Origin of the sequence: Amycolatopsis sp. cmx-11-51 (assembly GCF_047608665.1) — a bacterium.
GTDB lineage: Bacteria > Actinomycetota > Actinomycetes > Mycobacteriales > Pseudonocardiaceae > Amycolatopsis.
Window position 1 is genome coordinate 174161 of sequence record NZ_JADNQO010000001.1, and the last position, 14633, is coordinate 188793.

The 14633-nt window shown below is 69.6% G+C and carries 17 protein-coding genes; 8 read left to right on the forward strand and 9 right to left on the reverse strand.

Annotated elements, in window-relative coordinates; genetic code table 11:
• Window positions 1-3 precede the first annotated feature (3 nt).
• Window positions 4-888, forward strand: coding sequence for a LysR family transcriptional regulator (locus ACM6LU_RS00790; RefSeq protein WP_414935628.1), 885 nt, complete (start codon window positions 4-6; stop codon window positions 886-888).
• Between the two features lie 97 nt (window positions 889-985).
• Here ACM6LU_RS00790 and ACM6LU_RS00795 read toward each other — a convergent pair whose 3' ends face one another.
• Window positions 986-2461 (reverse strand): leucyl aminopeptidase family protein, encoded by a 1476-nt coding sequence (locus tag ACM6LU_RS00795; RefSeq protein WP_414935629.1) that lies wholly within the window; start codon window positions 2459-2461, stop codon window positions 986-988.
• A gap of 90 nt (window positions 2462-2551) precedes the next feature.
• Window positions 2552-2719, reverse strand: a complete 168-nt coding sequence (locus ACM6LU_RS00800; RefSeq protein WP_005155393.1) for a DUF3117 domain-containing protein — start codon at window positions 2717-2719, stop codon at window positions 2552-2554.
• 195 nt (window positions 2720-2914) lie between these two features.
• Between ACM6LU_RS00800 and ACM6LU_RS00805 the strand changes: the two genes are divergently transcribed.
• Together ACM6LU_RS00805 and ACM6LU_RS00810 are read left to right on the forward strand one after the other, a co-directional pair.
• Window positions 2915-3709 (forward strand): enoyl-CoA hydratase-related protein, encoded by a 795-nt coding sequence (locus ACM6LU_RS00805; RefSeq protein WP_414935630.1) that lies wholly within the window; start codon window positions 2915-2917, stop codon window positions 3707-3709.
• 119 nt (window positions 3710-3828) lie between these two features.
• Window positions 3829-4311 (forward strand): hypothetical protein, encoded by a 483-nt coding sequence (locus ACM6LU_RS00810; RefSeq protein ID WP_414935631.1) that lies wholly within the window; start codon window positions 3829-3831, stop codon window positions 4309-4311.
• A gap of 165 nt (window positions 4312-4476) precedes the next feature.
• Here the strand turns inward: ACM6LU_RS00810 and ACM6LU_RS00815 are convergent, their stop codons facing one another.
• From ACM6LU_RS00815 to ACM6LU_RS00840, 6 genes are read right to left on the reverse strand one after another with little or no spacing between them, the layout of a single operon-like run.
• Complete coding sequence (locus ACM6LU_RS00815; RefSeq protein WP_414935632.1) at window positions 4477-5046, reverse strand: DNA-3-methyladenine glycosylase I; 570 nt, start codon at window positions 5044-5046, stop codon at window positions 4477-4479.
• Entirely contained in the window at window positions 5039-5488 is a 450-nt protein-coding gene (locus tag ACM6LU_RS00820; protein ID WP_414935633.1) for an SRPBCC family protein, read from the reverse strand. The genes ACM6LU_RS00815 and ACM6LU_RS00820 overlap by 8 nt, the downstream gene beginning before the upstream one ends.
• A complete protein-coding gene (locus ACM6LU_RS00825; RefSeq protein ID WP_414935634.1) occupies window positions 5485-5787 on the reverse strand; it encodes a DivIVA domain-containing protein in 303 nt (100 codons plus the stop codon). Before ACM6LU_RS00825 ends, ACM6LU_RS00820 begins: the two co-directional genes overlap by 4 nt.
• Window positions 5784-6455 carry a permease prefix domain 1-containing protein gene (locus ACM6LU_RS00830; RefSeq protein ID WP_414935635.1) on the reverse strand — a complete coding sequence of 224 codons (672 nt, stop codon included), beginning with the start codon at window positions 6453-6455 and terminating at the stop codon, window positions 5784-5786. Before ACM6LU_RS00830 ends, ACM6LU_RS00825 begins: the two co-directional genes overlap by 4 nt.
• A 28-nt stretch (window positions 6456-6483) precedes the next feature.
• The gene (locus ACM6LU_RS00835) at window positions 6484-7158 is read right to left on the reverse strand and encodes a permease prefix domain 1-containing protein (protein WP_414935636.1); all 675 of its coding nucleotides are present in this window, start codon (window positions 7156-7158) and stop codon (window positions 6484-6486) included.
• Entirely contained in the window at window positions 7155-7481 is a 327-nt protein-coding gene (locus ACM6LU_RS00840) for a helix-turn-helix transcriptional regulator (protein WP_005155407.1), read from the reverse strand. The genes ACM6LU_RS00835 and ACM6LU_RS00840 overlap by 4 nt, the downstream gene beginning before the upstream one ends.
• A gap of 140 nt (window positions 7482-7621) precedes the next feature.
• On the opposite strand from ACM6LU_RS00840, the gene ACM6LU_RS00845 reads away from it, so the two are divergent.
• The 4 genes from ACM6LU_RS00845 to cydC are packed head-to-tail and all read left to right on the forward strand — an operon-like array spanning window position 7622 to window position 12914.
• Window positions 7622-8800, forward strand: a complete 1179-nt coding sequence (locus ACM6LU_RS00845) for a cytochrome ubiquinol oxidase subunit I (protein WP_414935637.1) — start codon at window positions 7622-7624, stop codon at window positions 8798-8800.
• Between the two features lie 2 nt (window positions 8801-8802).
• Entirely contained in the window at window positions 8803-9795 is a 993-nt protein-coding gene (locus ACM6LU_RS00850; protein WP_414935638.1) for a cytochrome d ubiquinol oxidase subunit II, read from the forward strand.
• Between the two features lie 9 nt (window positions 9796-9804).
• Window positions 9805-11364 carry a thiol reductant ABC exporter subunit CydD gene (cydD, locus tag ACM6LU_RS00855; RefSeq protein ID WP_414935639.1) on the forward strand — a complete coding sequence of 520 codons (1560 nt, stop codon included), beginning with the start codon at window positions 9805-9807 and terminating at the stop codon, window positions 11362-11364.
• Between the two features lie 38 nt (window positions 11365-11402).
• On the forward strand, window positions 11403-12914 hold the full coding sequence (gene cydC, locus ACM6LU_RS00860; protein WP_414935640.1) for a thiol reductant ABC exporter subunit CydC: 1512 nt from the start codon (window positions 11403-11405) through the stop codon (window positions 12912-12914).
• On the opposite strand, the gene ACM6LU_RS00865 is transcribed toward cydC, so the two are convergent.
• Complete coding sequence (locus tag ACM6LU_RS00865; protein WP_414935641.1) at window positions 12900-13805, reverse strand: glucosyl-3-phosphoglycerate synthase; 906 nt, start codon at window positions 13803-13805, stop codon at window positions 12900-12902. The genes cydC and ACM6LU_RS00865 overlap by 15 nt on opposite strands.
• A 51-nt stretch (window positions 13806-13856) precedes the next feature.
• On the opposite strand from ACM6LU_RS00865, the gene ACM6LU_RS00870 reads away from it, so the two are divergent.
• Entirely contained in the window at window positions 13857-14531 is a 675-nt protein-coding gene (locus tag ACM6LU_RS00870) for a lysophospholipid acyltransferase family protein (protein ID WP_414935642.1), read from the forward strand.
• Window positions 14532-14633 lie beyond the last annotated feature (102 nt).

Below are 14633 nucleotides of genomic sequence, written 5' to 3' on the forward strand. Positions count from 1 at the left end.
AGGATGACCGCCCAGCTAGCCCCCCAGCTCGCGCTGCTCTCCGCACTGCGCCGCACGACGAACGTCACACGCGCGGCCGAACTCCTCGGTGTCCCGCAGCCGACGGTGAGCCGCCGGATCGCCGCGCTCGGCGAAGCCCTCGGCGCCCCGTTGACCGTCCCCGACGGCCGCGGCATCCGCCTCACCCGGGCAGCCGAACTGCTGGCCGACGCCGCCGAACGCGCCCTCGCCGCCGTCGACACCGGAGTCCGCCAAGCCCGCGAAGAGGTCGACCCCGAATCCGGGCACATCGTCCTCGGCTTCCTGCACCTGCTCGGCCGGTCGCTGGTCCCCACCCTGCTCCGCGGCTACCGCGCGGAGCATCCGCACATGCGCTTCACGCTGGTCCAAGGCTCACGTCAGGACATGGTCGACAGGCTGACCAGCGGCGAACTCGACCTCGCGCTGCTCGCACCCGCGCCCGTCGGAGACCCGCTGCTCGACACCGCCGTGCTCGCCGAACAGGAGATCTTCCTGTCCGTCCCGACATCGCACCACCTCGCCGACCGGCCGAACGCCGCCATCGAAGACCTCAAGGACGAGGAATTCGTGCTCCTCGAGACCGGCTACGGCCTCCGCACCATCACCGACGATTTGTGCGCCGAGGCCGGCTTCGACCCGAAGATCGCCTTCGAGGGCCAGGAGTCCGACACCGTCCGAGGACTCGTCGCGGCCGGGCTCGGGGTGGCGCTGCTCCCCCGGTTCGAACCCGGCAGCCCGGCGGGCGTCGCCGAAGTCCCGCTCGTGCCGCCGGTCGGGCGGACCATCGGGCTGGCGTGGCGCAAGGACGTCGTCCTGCCACCGGCGGTCCTGCGGTTCCGGGAGCAGATCCGCGCCGAGCGGGTGTGAGGCGACATAGGTCCGTGAAGCCCACCACGCTTCCTGTACTCGAGATCCGAACCTCGGGACAGGCGGTAGCAAAGGTCCCTTGCTACCGCCCCGCTGGTCAGACGTAGGAAGCGACCAGTTCGACCAGCGTCCGCGCGGCGAAACCGGTGGCTCCCGGCACGACGTCGGCGTAGGTCTTGTCGGCCCGCGCGGGGCCGGCGATGTCGAGGTGCGCCCACGGCACGTCGCCGACGAACTCCCGCAGGAACAGCGCCGCGACGATGCCGCCGGGACCACCGGGCGCCTGCCGGACGTCGCCGAGCGAACCCTGCACGGTCTCGGCCAGGTCCTCCAGCAGCGGCATCCGCCACCACGCCTCGCCGACCCGCTCGCCCGCCTTCGTGACCCGCTCCGCGAGCGCGTCGTCGGTGGCGAAAACGCCGCCGGTCCGGACGCCGAGCGAGACCTTCATGGCGCCGGTCAGCGTCGCCGCGTCGATCACGGCGTCCGGTTTGTGCTTCCTGATGCCGTAGACGAGCGCGTCGGCGAGGACCATGCGGCCTTCGGCGTCGGTGTTGCCCACCTCGGTCGTCTTGCCGCCGTAGTGGCGGACGATGTCGCCTGGCCGGTACGACGAACCGGACACGTGGTTCTCGGCGGCGGGCACCAGCCCGGTCACCTTGACCGGCAGGCCGAGTGCGGCGATCGCACGGACCGCGGCGATGATCGCCGCACCGCCAGCCATGTCGGTGCGCATGAGGTGCATGCCGTCGGCCGGTTTGATCGAAAGGCCGCCGGTGTCGAAGGTGATGCCCTTGCCGACCAGCAGCAGATGCGTCGCCGCCCCGCGCGGCCGGTACTCCAGCTCGATCAGCCTCGGCGGCGCGGACGAACCGCCACCGACGGCCAGGACGCCGCCGAAGCCCTGCTCCGCCAGCCACTTCTCGTCCCGGACCGAGACGGTCAGGTTCGGGATGCCGCCGGCGACGCGCGCTGCGGTGTCGGCGAGCCAGGCGGGGGTCTTGATGTTCGAAGGCGCGTTCGCCAGGTCGCGGGCGAACGAGGCGGCCGCGGCGAGTTCGCGAACCCGCTCCAGTGCCTTCTCGTACGCGGGCACGGCGCGCTCGTAGCGGGTCAGGAGGCGCACGGTCCGCAGGCTCGGCCTCGGCTCCTCGGCCGTCACCGTGAACCGGTAGCCACCCAGCAACAGACCGAACGCCAGTTCCTCGACGTGCTCGGCGCCCGCGTCCTCGGGCAGTTCGACGGCGAAGGCGCGGAACGCCTTCTGACCCGCCTTCACGTCCTCGTCCAGTGCCGACGAGACGGCGCGGATCAGCGCGGCACCGGCTTTGCGGTACTGACGCGGTTCACCGTCGCCGACGCCCGCGAGCCAGCGGGTGCCCCCTGTCGGCACGGTCTGCACGTCGCCGGCCTTGCCGGTCGGCCGCACGCCGCCGATCTCCTCGAGTCCGGTGTCACCGTCCTCTTCGGACGGCGCCGCGATCAGCGTGGCCAGCGGTGTGCCGCGCCGCAGGTCGTCCGAGACCTCGATTTCGAGCAGCTTCCCCGGAACGGGGGGTAGCGGGTTACGCACAGTGAGCGACCTCCGGGCACAGATGAACCGCGACCCCGGCCTCCGAACGGAGACCGGGGTGCGGGTGGTTGAACGTTGGTGCGGTCCGGCTCAGCCGGTGACCTCCTGCAAGGCCGCGCCGAGATCCTTCGCTTCTTCCGCGGAGAGTTCGACGACGAGGCGCCCACCACCCTCGAGTGGTACGCGCATCACGAGGCCCCGCCCCTCCTTAGTCACTTCGAGGGGACCATCTCCGGTCCGGGGCTTCATGGCCGCCATAGCGTGCTCCCTCCGTCTCAACCGGCGCGCCCGGGTCGCGCTCGTCAAAGCCAGCCGGGTCTACTGTCCATTGTCCCTCATCAGCGGCCGGGCGCGAACGCGGACCGATCTTTTGCCGTCGTATCGGTGCTGGTATGCGGCTCGCGAGGCTGAAAGACTCCACTCAGACCGCAGTTTCGCCGACTAGGAGATCCCGTGACCACATCCGACGTTCTGCTGACCGCCGACGCCGATGGCGTGCGCACTTTCACGCTGAACCGGCCGCAGGCGTACAACTCGCTGACCGTCGAACTCAAGGAACTGCTGCTGGCGGGGTTGCGGGAGGCCGCGGCCGACGAAAGCGTCCGGGCCGTCGTGCTGACCGGCTCCGGCAAGGCGTTCTGCGCCGGGCAGGATTTGAAGGAGCATGTCGGACTGCTACAGGCGGGTGACCCGGCTCCGCTACACACCGTCAAGGAGCATTACAACCCGATCGTCAAGGCCATCGTGGGGATGCCGAAGCCGGTCATCGCCGCGGTGAACGGCCCCGCGGCGGGCGCGGGCGCCGCCTTCGCCTACGCGAGCGACCTCCGGATCGCGACGACGTCGGCGAACTTCCTGATGGCGTTCGCGAACGTCGGCCTCGGCCCGGACTCGGGCGCGTCGTGGACGCTGCAGCGGCTGATCGGCCTCGGCCGCGCGGCCGAACTGATGCTGCTGGCCCGCACTGTCGACGCGGCCGAAGCGCTGACGCTCGGGCTCGTCAGCGAGGTCGTCTCGGACGAGGAACTGGCGGGCCGCGCGCAGAAGGTCGCCGCGAAGCTCGCGGCCGGCCCGACGGTCGCCTACGCGAAGATCAAGAACGTCCTGTCCGTCGCCGCCGAGTCCTCACTCGAAGAGGCACTGGACGCCGAGGACGCCGCGCAGTCCGCGTTGGGCGCGACCTCCGACCACACAGAGGCTGTCGAGGCCTTCGTGGGGAAGCGCAAGCCGAACTTCCAGGGCAAGTAGCCCCTCGGGACGTGCCATGAACGGTCCGTTACTTGCAAATCTTGCAAGTAACGGACCGTTCATGGCATCGGCGCCCCGCTTCGGGACCGGTACCAAGCGGTGGCGGTTAGCGTTCCGCCGTGCTCCCGATCCCAGCCCACCTCCAGGCGAAAGCCGCGGAACACGGCCTCGGCGAATGCCTCCGTCGCTATCGCCGCAGGCCAGGGCTCGTCGGCACCTTCTTCGCCTTCGCGCCGCTAGCGGGCGCTCTGGCGCTCGGGATCCGCGAAGGCGACCTGACCGGAGCGCTGGCCGTAGTGCTGTTCCTGTGGCCGCCGCTGTTCCTCCCGTGGTGCCACTTCACGAGGAAACGCCTCGCCGGTGGCGTCTACGTCTTCACCGGCGGCTTCGCGGAGGTCTACGGACGCAAGATCCCGCACGCGATCACTTGGGCCGAAGTCCACGAAGTGCGCTACAAGGGCGTCGAGCACTGGGTGAACTTCTTCCCCGTCGCCTACGTCGCGTTGTGCACGATCGGCCTGCGCGACGGGCGCGAGATCGAGTTCGACGGCACTTACCGGCCGCTGGAACGACTGGCGAGCGACCTCCGAAGCAGTGCCTAGGCGTGTCTCCCGAACTGGGGTTGGCAGGTTGGGCGAGGACACACGCGTGCGTCTTTCGGCCGGAGGCCGCGGATTCGCGGAGGCGGGCCGCTGATACGGCTGGGTGAAGGACCAGCTGATGCCGCGGCCCGGCTGCGGAAACCTGAAGACACGCTTCGAGAGGGCCTAACCGGCCCGGAAGCAGTCCTTCACGTGGTCGTCGACCATCCCGGTCGCCTGCATCAGCGCGTAACAGGTCGTCGGCCCCAGGAACACGAACCCGCGCTTCTTGAGGTCCTTCGCCATCGCCTTCGACTCGTCGGTGATCGCCGGGACGTCCGCCATCGTGCGGGGCCGCTTCTGCCGCGCGGGCGCGAACGACCACAGCAGGTCGTCCAGTGCACCGTCCAGCTCCGCGATCACGCGCGCGTTGTTGATCGCTGCCAGGATCTTCGCCCGGTTCCGCACGATCGACGCGTCCTGCATCAGCCGTTCGACGTCGTCGTCGGTGAAGACGGCGACCTTCTTCGGCTTGAACTTCTTGAACGCCTTCCGGAACGACTCCCGCTTGCGCAGGATCGTGATCCACGAGAGCCCGGACTGGAACGACTCAAGGCACAAGCGCTCGTACAACTCTTCGTCCCCGTGAAGCGGCACGCCCCATTCGGTGTCGTGGTACTCGACGTAGTCCGGGGCCGAGTTACCCCATGAGCACCGCTTGATCCCGTCCGTGCCCAGCAAACCCGCCTCAGCCAACCCGGTACCCCTCCGCGTACTTCACGAACTTCTGCAGGCACAGCCGCAGCCCCAGCTCGAACCCCGGTTTCGCGACCGGCCAGCCGAGCCGCCCGACGACGCCGAACGGCGGCCGCAGCTGCTCCGCCCAGACGAACGTCGACGAATGCGGCCCCTTTTCGATCACCTGGAACACCCCGGTGCCCTGCACGATCTTGCCGAGGTGCCGGACGACGCAGCGCAGCGGTGGCTCCCAGCTGGTGATCTCCATGGTGTCGGTGAACCCGATCCCGGCGACGCCGGTGAAGGCCGACAGCTTCGAGCCCACGCTGCGCCCGTTGCCCTCGACGACCTTGACCTCGGTGCCGAGCATCCATTCGCCCTGGCGTTCCCAGTCGGTCAGGGCGAGCCAAGCCGTCCCGGCCGGTACCGCGACGTCGACGGAGACGACGACATCGGTCACCTGGCGCCCTCGCGCTCGGCCTCCAGCTCGGCCACCTTGGACCGCAGTTCGTCGATCTCGACGCCGAGACGCCGCATCACCCAGTCCACTTCGGACATCTTGTAGCCGCGCACCACCATCTGGTAGCGGACGGCGTAGACGTCCTCGGCGGTAATGTCCTCGGCGGGCAGTCTGGTCGGCGAACTGCCGGGGGACAGCGGGGCCAGTTCCTCACCCCGGCCGAACACCACGGCGGCCAGCAGAAACACCACTGCGGCCACCAGCAGCATGACTACGAGGTAGATCAGGGCGGTCGTCACGCGACGATCGTGGCACACGAACGCCACGATCGTCGCGCCAGCAACGCGAGTCGCACGCTGAGCACCACCCAGATGACCATCAGGATCCCGCACGGCACGGACAGGAACAGCCGTGACGCGTCGATGAGCCCGGTGGCGATCACCAGCAGCGCCACCGAAAGCAGGTTCAGCCCGACGGCCTCGCCGATCAGCACGCCGATGGTCCTGACCAGCTTGACCCCGTCCATCCGCCGGGAGAGCCAGCGCATGCAGAGGAGGGCGAACACCCCCAGCACCGGCACGATGAACACCGAACCGTGGGTGAACTGGGCGATGTACTTGTACCAAGCCGGGGTGGCCTCGAGCTGCGACCAGTCGCCGAAAGTCCATTTGCGGGCGAATTCCCAGGCGAGCTGCATCATCGGCACGCCGAGGATCAGCTTCCAGAGGGTGCGCGTGCCGCTGTGCATGCCCAGTTCGGCCTGATAGTCCCGCGCGATCAGGTACGCCGGCCCGAAGTCGTCGACGGCGCGCCGCTGCGCCTCGTGCTCGCTCCAGCCGCCCTCGCGGTAGGCGTCGGCGGCGTCGTTGAGCCCGTCCCGCGCCTCGCGGAGCAGGTCCCGTTTGGCCGACGCCGGACCGTCCAGCCGCGCGCGCAGGTCACCGAGATAGGCCTCGATCACAGTCATGCCGTAGTTCTCCCGATGCTCCGCGCGGTCAGGCCGCGATCGCCATAGCCGGCCGCCGGTGACGGCGCGCGGCGACCGTGAGCCGCATGCTGAACAGGATCCACGCGCCGGACAGGACCGCGCACGGCACGCTGACGATCAGCCGCGCGGGCTCCAGCAGCCCGGTCGCGCCGCCGTACAACGCGACCGCGATGAGGTTCAGCCCCACCGCCGCGGCCACGGACAGCGAAATAAAGCGCGCGGCACGCGGGCCGTCCGTCCGCCGCGAAAGCAGCCGTGCCGCGATCACGCCGGCGACCGCGACCACCGGGGACAGCGCCGCCACGGTGTCGGCCGCGCCGATCGCGCGGTGGTACCAGGACGGCGGCGGGTCACCGAACCGCGACCAGTCGCCAAAGCTCAGCACCCGCAGGAGGTCCCAGCCGACGAGCAGCACGGGGACACCGACGATCAGCTCCCACAGGACACGGATGTCACGCCGCAGTCCCAGTTCCGCCTGGTAGTCACGGGCGATCAGGTCGGCGGGGCCGAAATCGGCGACGGCCCGCCGCTCGGCGTCCGCCTCGCCGGCACCGCCGGCACGGTAGGCCTCGGCCGCGTCGGTCAGGCCGTCCCTCGCCTCGGTGAGCAGATCGGCCTTGGCCTCCGCCGACCCGCTCAACCGTCTGTCCAGTTCCGAGATGTAGGCCTCGATCGCGCTCATGCCGTGCTCCCCCCGAGGACACCACCTATGACCGTGGTGAACTCCTGCCACTCCGCCCGTTCCGCCGCCAGCGCCTTCTGCCCGGAGCGGGTGAGCTTGTACGTACGACGTTTGCGGCCGGATACGACGTCCCATTCGCTGGCGAGGAAACCGGCGCGCTCCAACCGGCGAAGCGCCGGGTAGACGGTGCCCGTCGGCAGGTCGAGCGCACCGTCACTGCGGAGCTGGAGCGCCTCGATGATGGCGTACCCGTGCAGCTTCCGGCCGTCGAGGACGGCTAGGAGCAACGCGTCGAGGTGCCCGCGCAGGCTGTCGGCCTTCATAGATAGACAGTCTACACATCGCCGCCGACCAGGGTAGCCGGATCTTTCCCGGACCCGCCTCAGGGAATGTCCCCGAGATCACCCCTGATTCATAGATTTGGTGGCTACATGTAGCCAGCCTACGTATACAGTGCCTCGGCATGGACGCACTCCCGATCGCGAGACTCCAGTTCGCGACGACGACCTCGTTCCACTTCCTGTTCGTGCTGCTCACACTGGGGCTCGTGACACTCGTCGCGGTGATGCAGACACGTTCCGCGCTCGGCGGCAAGCCGGAGCTCATGCGGATGACCCGTTTCTGGGGCAAGCTTTACCTGATCAATTACGCGCTGGGAATCGTCACCGGAATCGTGATGGAATTCCAGTTCGGGCTGACCTGGACCGGCTTGTCCACGGTCGCGGGCGACGTCTTCGGCGCACCGCTGGCCATCGAGACACTGGTGGCGTTCTTCGCCGAATCGACCTTCCTCGGACTGTGGATCTTCGGCTGGGGGCGGCTGAACAAAGGGGTCCACCTGACCCTGATCTGGCTGATCACGCTGACCGCGTACGCCTCGGCACTGTTCATCATGGTGGCCAACTCGTTCCTGCAGAACCCGGTCGGCACGCACGCCGAGAACGGCGTGCTGAAACTCGACGACTTCGGTGCGCTGTTCACCAACCCGGCGCTGACGATGTCGCTGCCCCATGTACTGAGCGCGGCGTTGATGACCGGCGGTTTCTTCGTGGTCGGCGTCAGCGCGTACCACTTCATCAAGCGCACCAAGGAGATCGAGTTCTTCCGGTCCTCGATGCGGATCGGCGTGCTCACCTCGCTGGTGGGCAGCGCGATGGTGATCGGCTTCGGTTTCGCCCAGTTCGGCCCGCTCGGGGAATACCACGCCAGGAAGCTCGAATCACCGGAACCGCTGGTCGGCGCCCCACTGGGGTTCATGATCCAGCTCGGCTTCATCGCCTTCCTCGCCTCGATCCTCGGCACGCTGCTGCTGTTCCGAAACTGGATCACCAAGGTGCGGCCGCTGCTGTACGTGATGGTGCTGGCCATCCCGCTGCCGTTCTTCGCCGCGATCTCCGGCTGGCTCGTGCGGGAGATCGGCAGGCAGCCATGGCTGATTCGCGGTCAGTTGACCACCGCGGACGCCGTCGCGTCGATCCCGGCGGGCCAGATCCTGTTCTCCTTCATCGCTTTCACGCTGTTGTTCGCGGTACTCACGGTCGCCGACTGGGTGCTGATGTCGCGGGTCGCCAAACGCGGCCCGGAACCCGAAGGCGAGGCGAAGATGCCTCAAGCTGAAAATCTAGTCCTGAGCGGAGTCTGACCATGGTGATCCTGTGGTGGTGTGTGCTCGGTTTCCTGACCGGCGGCTATTTCGCGCTGGCGGGCTACGACTACGGCGTCGGGATGCTGCTCGGCAGGCTCAGCCGTGACGAGGAAGGACGACGGCGCGTGCTCGGCGCTTTCGGCCCGTTCTTTCTCGCCAACGAGGTCTGGCTGGTGGCCGCGGTCGGCGTCCTGTTCGGCGCCTTCCCACACCTGGAAGGAAAAGTGTTCTCTGGGGCGTACCTCCCGGTCGTCACCCTGCTGCTCGGGCTGGTCACGTTCACCGCGGCGGTGCAGTTGCGCAGCAGGCGGCCGGACGCCGGACGTGGCACCTGGACGCTCGCGATCACCGTCGGCGCCTGGGTGACGGCGGTGTCCTGGGGCGTGTTCCTCGGCAACCTCGTCCTCGGGCTCCCGCTCGACGCCAAGGGGCTGCCGACAGGCGGTGTCCTCGCCGTGTTCGAACCGTACGCGCTGCTCTGGGGCGCCGGGTTCGTCGCGCTGTTCGCCTTACAGGGAGCGGCTTTCCTCGCTGTCCGAGCGCCTGTCGAATTCACCGACGGCGCGAACCGGATCGCCAGGGCCCTGCTCGCGCCCGCGCTCGCGTTCCTGGTCGTGGCGGTCGCCTGGGGCGCGATCGAGACCACCGCGTCGTGGACCGTACTGCCCGCGATCGGGCTGGCGTTCGGAGCGCTGGGTGTCGCGTTCACGGCACTGCGGGCGGGACGGCACAAGGCGGCACTGGTCGCCACGATGGTTCTGTCCGCGTCACCGGTGCTGGCCGTCGGAACGCTGCGCCTGCCGGACACGCTCGTGTCCTCTGTGGACGGCGGGTTTTCGCTGAGCCTGACGGAAGCGGCCGCCAGCTCCGAGACGCTCGGTCTGCTCACTTTTGTCCTGCCGCCCGCGCTGGTGGTGATCGCCGCCGTGCAGTGGGTGACCTGGCGTGGGCACGGCGACCGCGTCGACCAGCGCTCGTTGCTGCACTTCTAGGAGCTGATGATGCCTCCCCTTCCCGGACTGCGACGCCATTTCGGTGTGCTGGCCGTGCTCGGCACGCTGACCGCCGTGGCGATCCTCGTCCAGGCGGACGGCCTCGCGACGCTGCTCACCGGCGGCGGCGTGACCTGGACGCTCGCGGCGGCGATCGCGGCGCGGGTGCTGCTCACGGGTGTTCAAGGTTCGCTCGGCGGCCGGTTCGCGGCGACGGTCAAAGCCGGACTGCGCAAGCGGCTTCTCGGCGCGGAAGCGGAAAATCCCGGTGAGGTCGCGACTTTGGTGACCAAAGGGATCGACGCCGGTGACGCCTACCTGACCGGCTACCTGCCGACGCTGGTGCTGTCGGCGATCGTGCCGGTCGCCGTGCTCGTCCGGTTGTTCACCGCGGATCTCGCGTCGGCGCTGATCATCACCGCGACACTGCCGTTGATCCCGGTGTTCGCGATCCTGGTCGGCCAGCTCGCGATGGCCAAGACGGCGAAGCAGTGGCAACTGCTTTCGAAGCTGGGCGGGCATTTTTTCGACGTCGTACGCGGGCTCGGCACGCTGAAGGTGTTCGGCCGCGCCGCCGCGCAGGCGAAGACGGTACGGGCGATGGCGGACGCGCATACGGACGCGACGATGCGCACGCTGCGGGTCGCGTTCCTGTCCGCGCTGGTGCTGGAATTGGTGGCGACGCTTTCGGTGGCGCTCGTCGCGGTGCCGATCGGTTTCCGGCTGCTGGAAGGCGGGATGGTGGTGCACACGGCCGTACTGGTGCTGTTGCTCGCCCCCGAGGCCTACCTGCCGTTGCGGGCGGCCGGGGCGAAGTTCCACGCCAGCGAGGAAGGGCTCGCCACCCTGCGGGAGGCGCTGGCCGTCCCCGCGGACGAGACCGTCCGGGGTTCTCAGGTGGCAGGCCGTGGTGCGCCGCGGATCGTGCTGGAGAAGGTGAGCGTCGCGTACGGCGACGAGATCGTTCTGTCCGAAGTGGACTTGGCGATCGAGGCGGGCGAGCACGTCGCGCTCATCGGCCCCAGTGGTTCCGGGAAGAGCACGCTGCTGGCTGTCCTGCTGGGCTTTGTCACGCCGACGTCCGGCCGGGTCCTCGTCGACGGCGTCGACCTGCGTGAACTGGATCCGATGCCGTGGCGGGCCAGGACGGCCTGGGTGCCGCAACGGCCGACGTTGTTCACCGGGACCGTCGAGGAGAACATCGCCATGGGCCGGGTGCCGGACGTCCAGGCGGCGGCCCGCGCGGCGGCGTTCGACGAGGTCGTGCGGGGGCTGCCCGGCGGCTACCGGACGCGGATCGGGGAACTGGGCGCGCCGCTTTCGGCCGGGCAGCGGCAACGGCTCGGGCTCGCCAGGGCGCTTGCCCGCACGGAGGCGGGCCTGGTGCTGCTCGACGAACCGACCGCCCGGCTCGACGCGGAGACCGAAGCGGCCGTGCTCGGCGCGACCCGCGAACTGCTCACCGGCCGGACCGCGGTGCTCGTGGCCCACCGGCCAGCCATGGCCGAGCTGGCCGTCCGCGTCTTCGAAGTCCGCAATGGCGCACTGAGAGAACGGGAACTCGTGTGAACGTCTGGGGTGTGTCCGCAAAGGACACTGTCCGATTGGTGCGCGCCGGGCTGATCGCGGCCGGTGCCGAACTGGCCGGACTGGCGCTGATGGCCACCGCGGCGTGGCTGCTGCTGAAGGCGGCCGAGCAGCCGCCACTGGCTTCGCTCACGGTGGCGATCGTCGCCGTCCGGACACTGGCGTTGCTGCGCGGCGGACTGCGTTACGCGGAACGGCTCGCCGGGCACGAAGTCGTCCTGCGCTATCTCGGCGCCTTGCGGACCCGCGTGTACACGTCGCTGGTGCCGCACCGGGTTTCCCGGCATTCCGGCGGCGACCTCGTCACGCGCCTGGTGTCCGATGTGGACGCCGTGCAGGACGCGATCCTCCGCTGCCTGCTGCCCGCCGGGGTCGCCGCCTTCGTGGGCCTTGTGTCGACCACGGTCGCGTTGATCGTCAGCCCGATGGCCGGTCTGGTGCTGGCGCTCGGCCTCGCCATCGCCGGGATCGGGTTGCCATGGCTTTGCGTGCGGATCACTCGCGCGGCGGCGGAGCAGAGCGCTCCAGCGCGGGCGGATCTGGCCGAACGGTCGGTCGAACTGATCAGCGGACGACGGGAGCTGATCGCCTACGGCGTGCACGAGTCCACTGTGGACGCCGCGCACACCGCTGTCGACGCCCTCGCCTCCCGGGACCGGGCGACGGCGAACCGGACCAGTCTGCTGACCGCGGCCGGGCTGCTCGTCCAGCTGCTGACCTGCGTCACGATCGCGCTGACCGCCGGGGTTTCACCGCCGCTGACGGCGGCGCTGGCCCTGGGCGCGCTGGCCGTGTTCGAGCTGGTCCTTCCGCTGACCGCGGCCGCCCAGCGCTGGGTCGAGGTCCGCGCGTCGGCGGGGCGGGTGCGCACGCTGCTGGCCGAGCCCGCTCCCGCGCGTGGAACGCTGGTGCCTGAATCTGGACACCTGCGGCTCGAAGGCGTCGGCGTGCGTTTCGAGGGCAGGGCTCCGACGCTGGACGGCGTCGACCTCGACCTCCCGCCGGGCAAGCGGCTCGGGATCCTGGGGCCGAGCGGTGCCGGGAAGACGACGTTGCTGAACGTGCTGCTGGGTTCCGTGGCGCCGACGTCCGGGCGCGCGCTGCTGAACGGAAGGCCGCTGGACGTGTACGACCCGGCGCTGCTGCCGTCGGTGGTTTCGGGCGCACTCGCGGACGCGCACGTCTTCCACACGACAGTCCGGGAGAACCTGCTGCTCGCGAAGCCCGGCGCGACCGACCCGGAGCTGCTCTCGGCGTGTGAAACGGCGGACTTCGCTCTGCCACTCGACCGCGAGGTCGGCTCCGATGGCGACGCTCTGTCTGGCGGGCAGCGCCAGCGGCTCGTGCTCGCGCGGGCGGTGCTGGCCGCCCCGCCGGTCCTGGTGCTGGACGAGCCGGTCGAAGGGCTGGACCCGGAACACGGCGACGCCGTCCTGGCAGACGTCCTCGCGGCCGCGCGCGGCACCGTCGTCCTCGTGACGCATCGCGAAGCGCACGTGGCCGGGTTCGACGAAGTACTACGGGTGGGTTAAACCGCGCACGTCCCGCATCGGCGGCCGGTCCCTCACCGATATCTCGGCCACCTCCGGCAGCCACTCGTCCTCTACTTGCGCGAACTGGGTGAGCTGAGCCGGGTCGTCCGACTTGATGCCGCAGCGCGCGAGCGCCGTCCCGAGGATCTGCCGCGCCATCACACCCAGCTGAAGCAGCGAGCGGTTGCGGTGCTTGCGTACGCCGAGGTTGACCTGTGCGAGTCCTTCGAGGCCGTAGCGCGCTTCGGCGTCGAGGATGAGCCCGATCTCGACGCCGTACCCGGCCGCGAAGGGCACTGACTCGAGGAACTCGCGCGTCGCGGCGTACTCGCCGCCCAGGGGCTGGATGAGCCCCGAGAGCGACGGGCGCAGCGCCGAGAGGACCGGTCGCGCCAGCAGCTCGGTGACCCGGCCGCCACCGCTGCTCTCCAGCCGCAGCGGTCGCCGGTAAAAACCTTTGACCAGGTGGACGCCGTCTTCGCAGAGCAGGGGCCCGAGCAGGGTCGGCACGAACGCCGGATCCGGGTCGACCAGGTCGGAGTCGAGGAACACGACGACGTCGCCGGTCGTCGCGGCCAGCGACCGCCACAGCACTTCGCCCTTGCCCGGCACCGGCGGCAGTCCGGGGAGCACGTCCTCGCGGTGCACCACCCGCGCGCCGGCCCGTTCGGCGAGCTCGGCGGTGGCGTCGGTGGACCCGGAATCCATCACGACCAACTCGTCGACGACCGTGCCCAGCAGCGGCCGCACCGTGCCGACGACTTCGGCGACGGTGTCCTCTTCGTCGAGTGCCGGTAGCACGACCGAAACCGTCCGGTCACCCTTCGCGGCGACGATGTCGTCGAGCGTCCAACCGGGGTTCTGCCACGTGCGCCGCTCGAACCAACTCATGAGTAGTGATCGTGCCATGCTGGAGTCCGACACCCCGTCGATGGAGGAACCTTGCTACCGTTACTCGTCCGATTCGTGCTGGGCCCGCTGGTCAGGGCGCTGTACCGCCCCGAGATCCGCGGCGTGGAGAACATCCCCGCCGCCGGGCCCGTGCTGCTGGCGCCCAACCACCGGGCGGCCCTGGACACCGGCGTGATCACTTTCACGGCGATGCGGCCGGTCAAGTTCCTCGGCAAGGCGGAGTACTTCACCGGCCGCGGGCTCAGGGGCAAACTGATGGCGGGTTTCCTGGGCGGCCTCGGCTACGTCCCCGTCCAACGCGGCAACGCGCAGGCCGGTCTCGCCGCACTGGAGGCGGCGCGGAAGGTGCTCGACGCGGGCGGCGCGTTCGCGATCTACCCCGAGGGCACCCGCTCGCTGGACGGACGACTGCACCGCGGCCACACCGGCGTCGCGGCCCTCGCGCTGGCGACCGGCGCGAAGGTCGTCCCCGTCGCTCTTTCCGGCACCGAGGACCTGCAGCCTCCCGGAAAGCGGATCCCCCGACGGGCGAAGATCACGGTCACCTACGGCTCGCCCTTGGACTTCTCGCGGTATGAAGGACAGGACTCGTCACCGGCGATCCGGCGCTCGGTGACCGACGAGATCATGTACACGATCCTGGAGCTTTCGGGGCAGGAGTACGTCGACTCGTATCACAAACGCCCTGATCAGAGCGCCGCCTGACGCTCCGGCGATAGCAAAGGTCCCTTGCTTCCCCGACGACGCTCGGTGGAGGTTCCGCTGGCCGGGGTAGGTGACTGGGTGGATCTTGGGGCGTTAGCTGAC

What these genes read in the sequence shown, in the direction of transcription:
- ACM6LU_RS00790 (WP_414935628.1), top strand. Translation starts at nt 4, where the DNA reads ATGACCGCCCAGCTAGCCCCCCAGCTCGCGCTGCTCTCCGCACTGCGC.
- ACM6LU_RS00800 (WP_005155393.1), bottom strand. Translation starts at nt 2,719, where the DNA reads ATGGCGGCCATGAAGCCCCGGACCGGAGATGGTCCCCTCGAAGTGACT.
- ACM6LU_RS00830 (WP_414935635.1), bottom strand. Translation starts at nt 6,455, where the DNA reads ATGACTGTGATCGAGGCCTATCTCGGTGACCTGCGCGCGCGGCTGGAC.
- ACM6LU_RS00835 (WP_414935636.1), bottom strand. Translation starts at nt 7,158, where the DNA reads ATGAGCGCGATCGAGGCCTACATCTCGGAACTGGACAGACGGTTGAGC.
- ACM6LU_RS00840 (WP_005155407.1), bottom strand. Translation starts at nt 7,481, where the DNA reads ATGAAGGCCGACAGCCTGCGCGGGCACCTCGACGCGTTGCTCCTAGCC.
- ACM6LU_RS00845 (WP_414935637.1), top strand. Translation starts at nt 7,622, where the DNA reads ATGGACGCACTCCCGATCGCGAGACTCCAGTTCGCGACGACGACCTCG.
- ACM6LU_RS00850 (WP_414935638.1), top strand. Translation starts at nt 8,803, where the DNA reads ATGGTGATCCTGTGGTGGTGTGTGCTCGGTTTCCTGACCGGCGGCTAT.
- cydD (WP_414935639.1), top strand. Translation starts at nt 9,805, where the DNA reads ATGCCTCCCCTTCCCGGACTGCGACGCCATTTCGGTGTGCTGGCCGTG.
- ACM6LU_RS00865 (WP_414935641.1), bottom strand. Translation starts at nt 13,805, where the DNA reads ATGAGTTGGTTCGAGCGGCGCACGTGGCAGAACCCCGGTTGGACGCTC.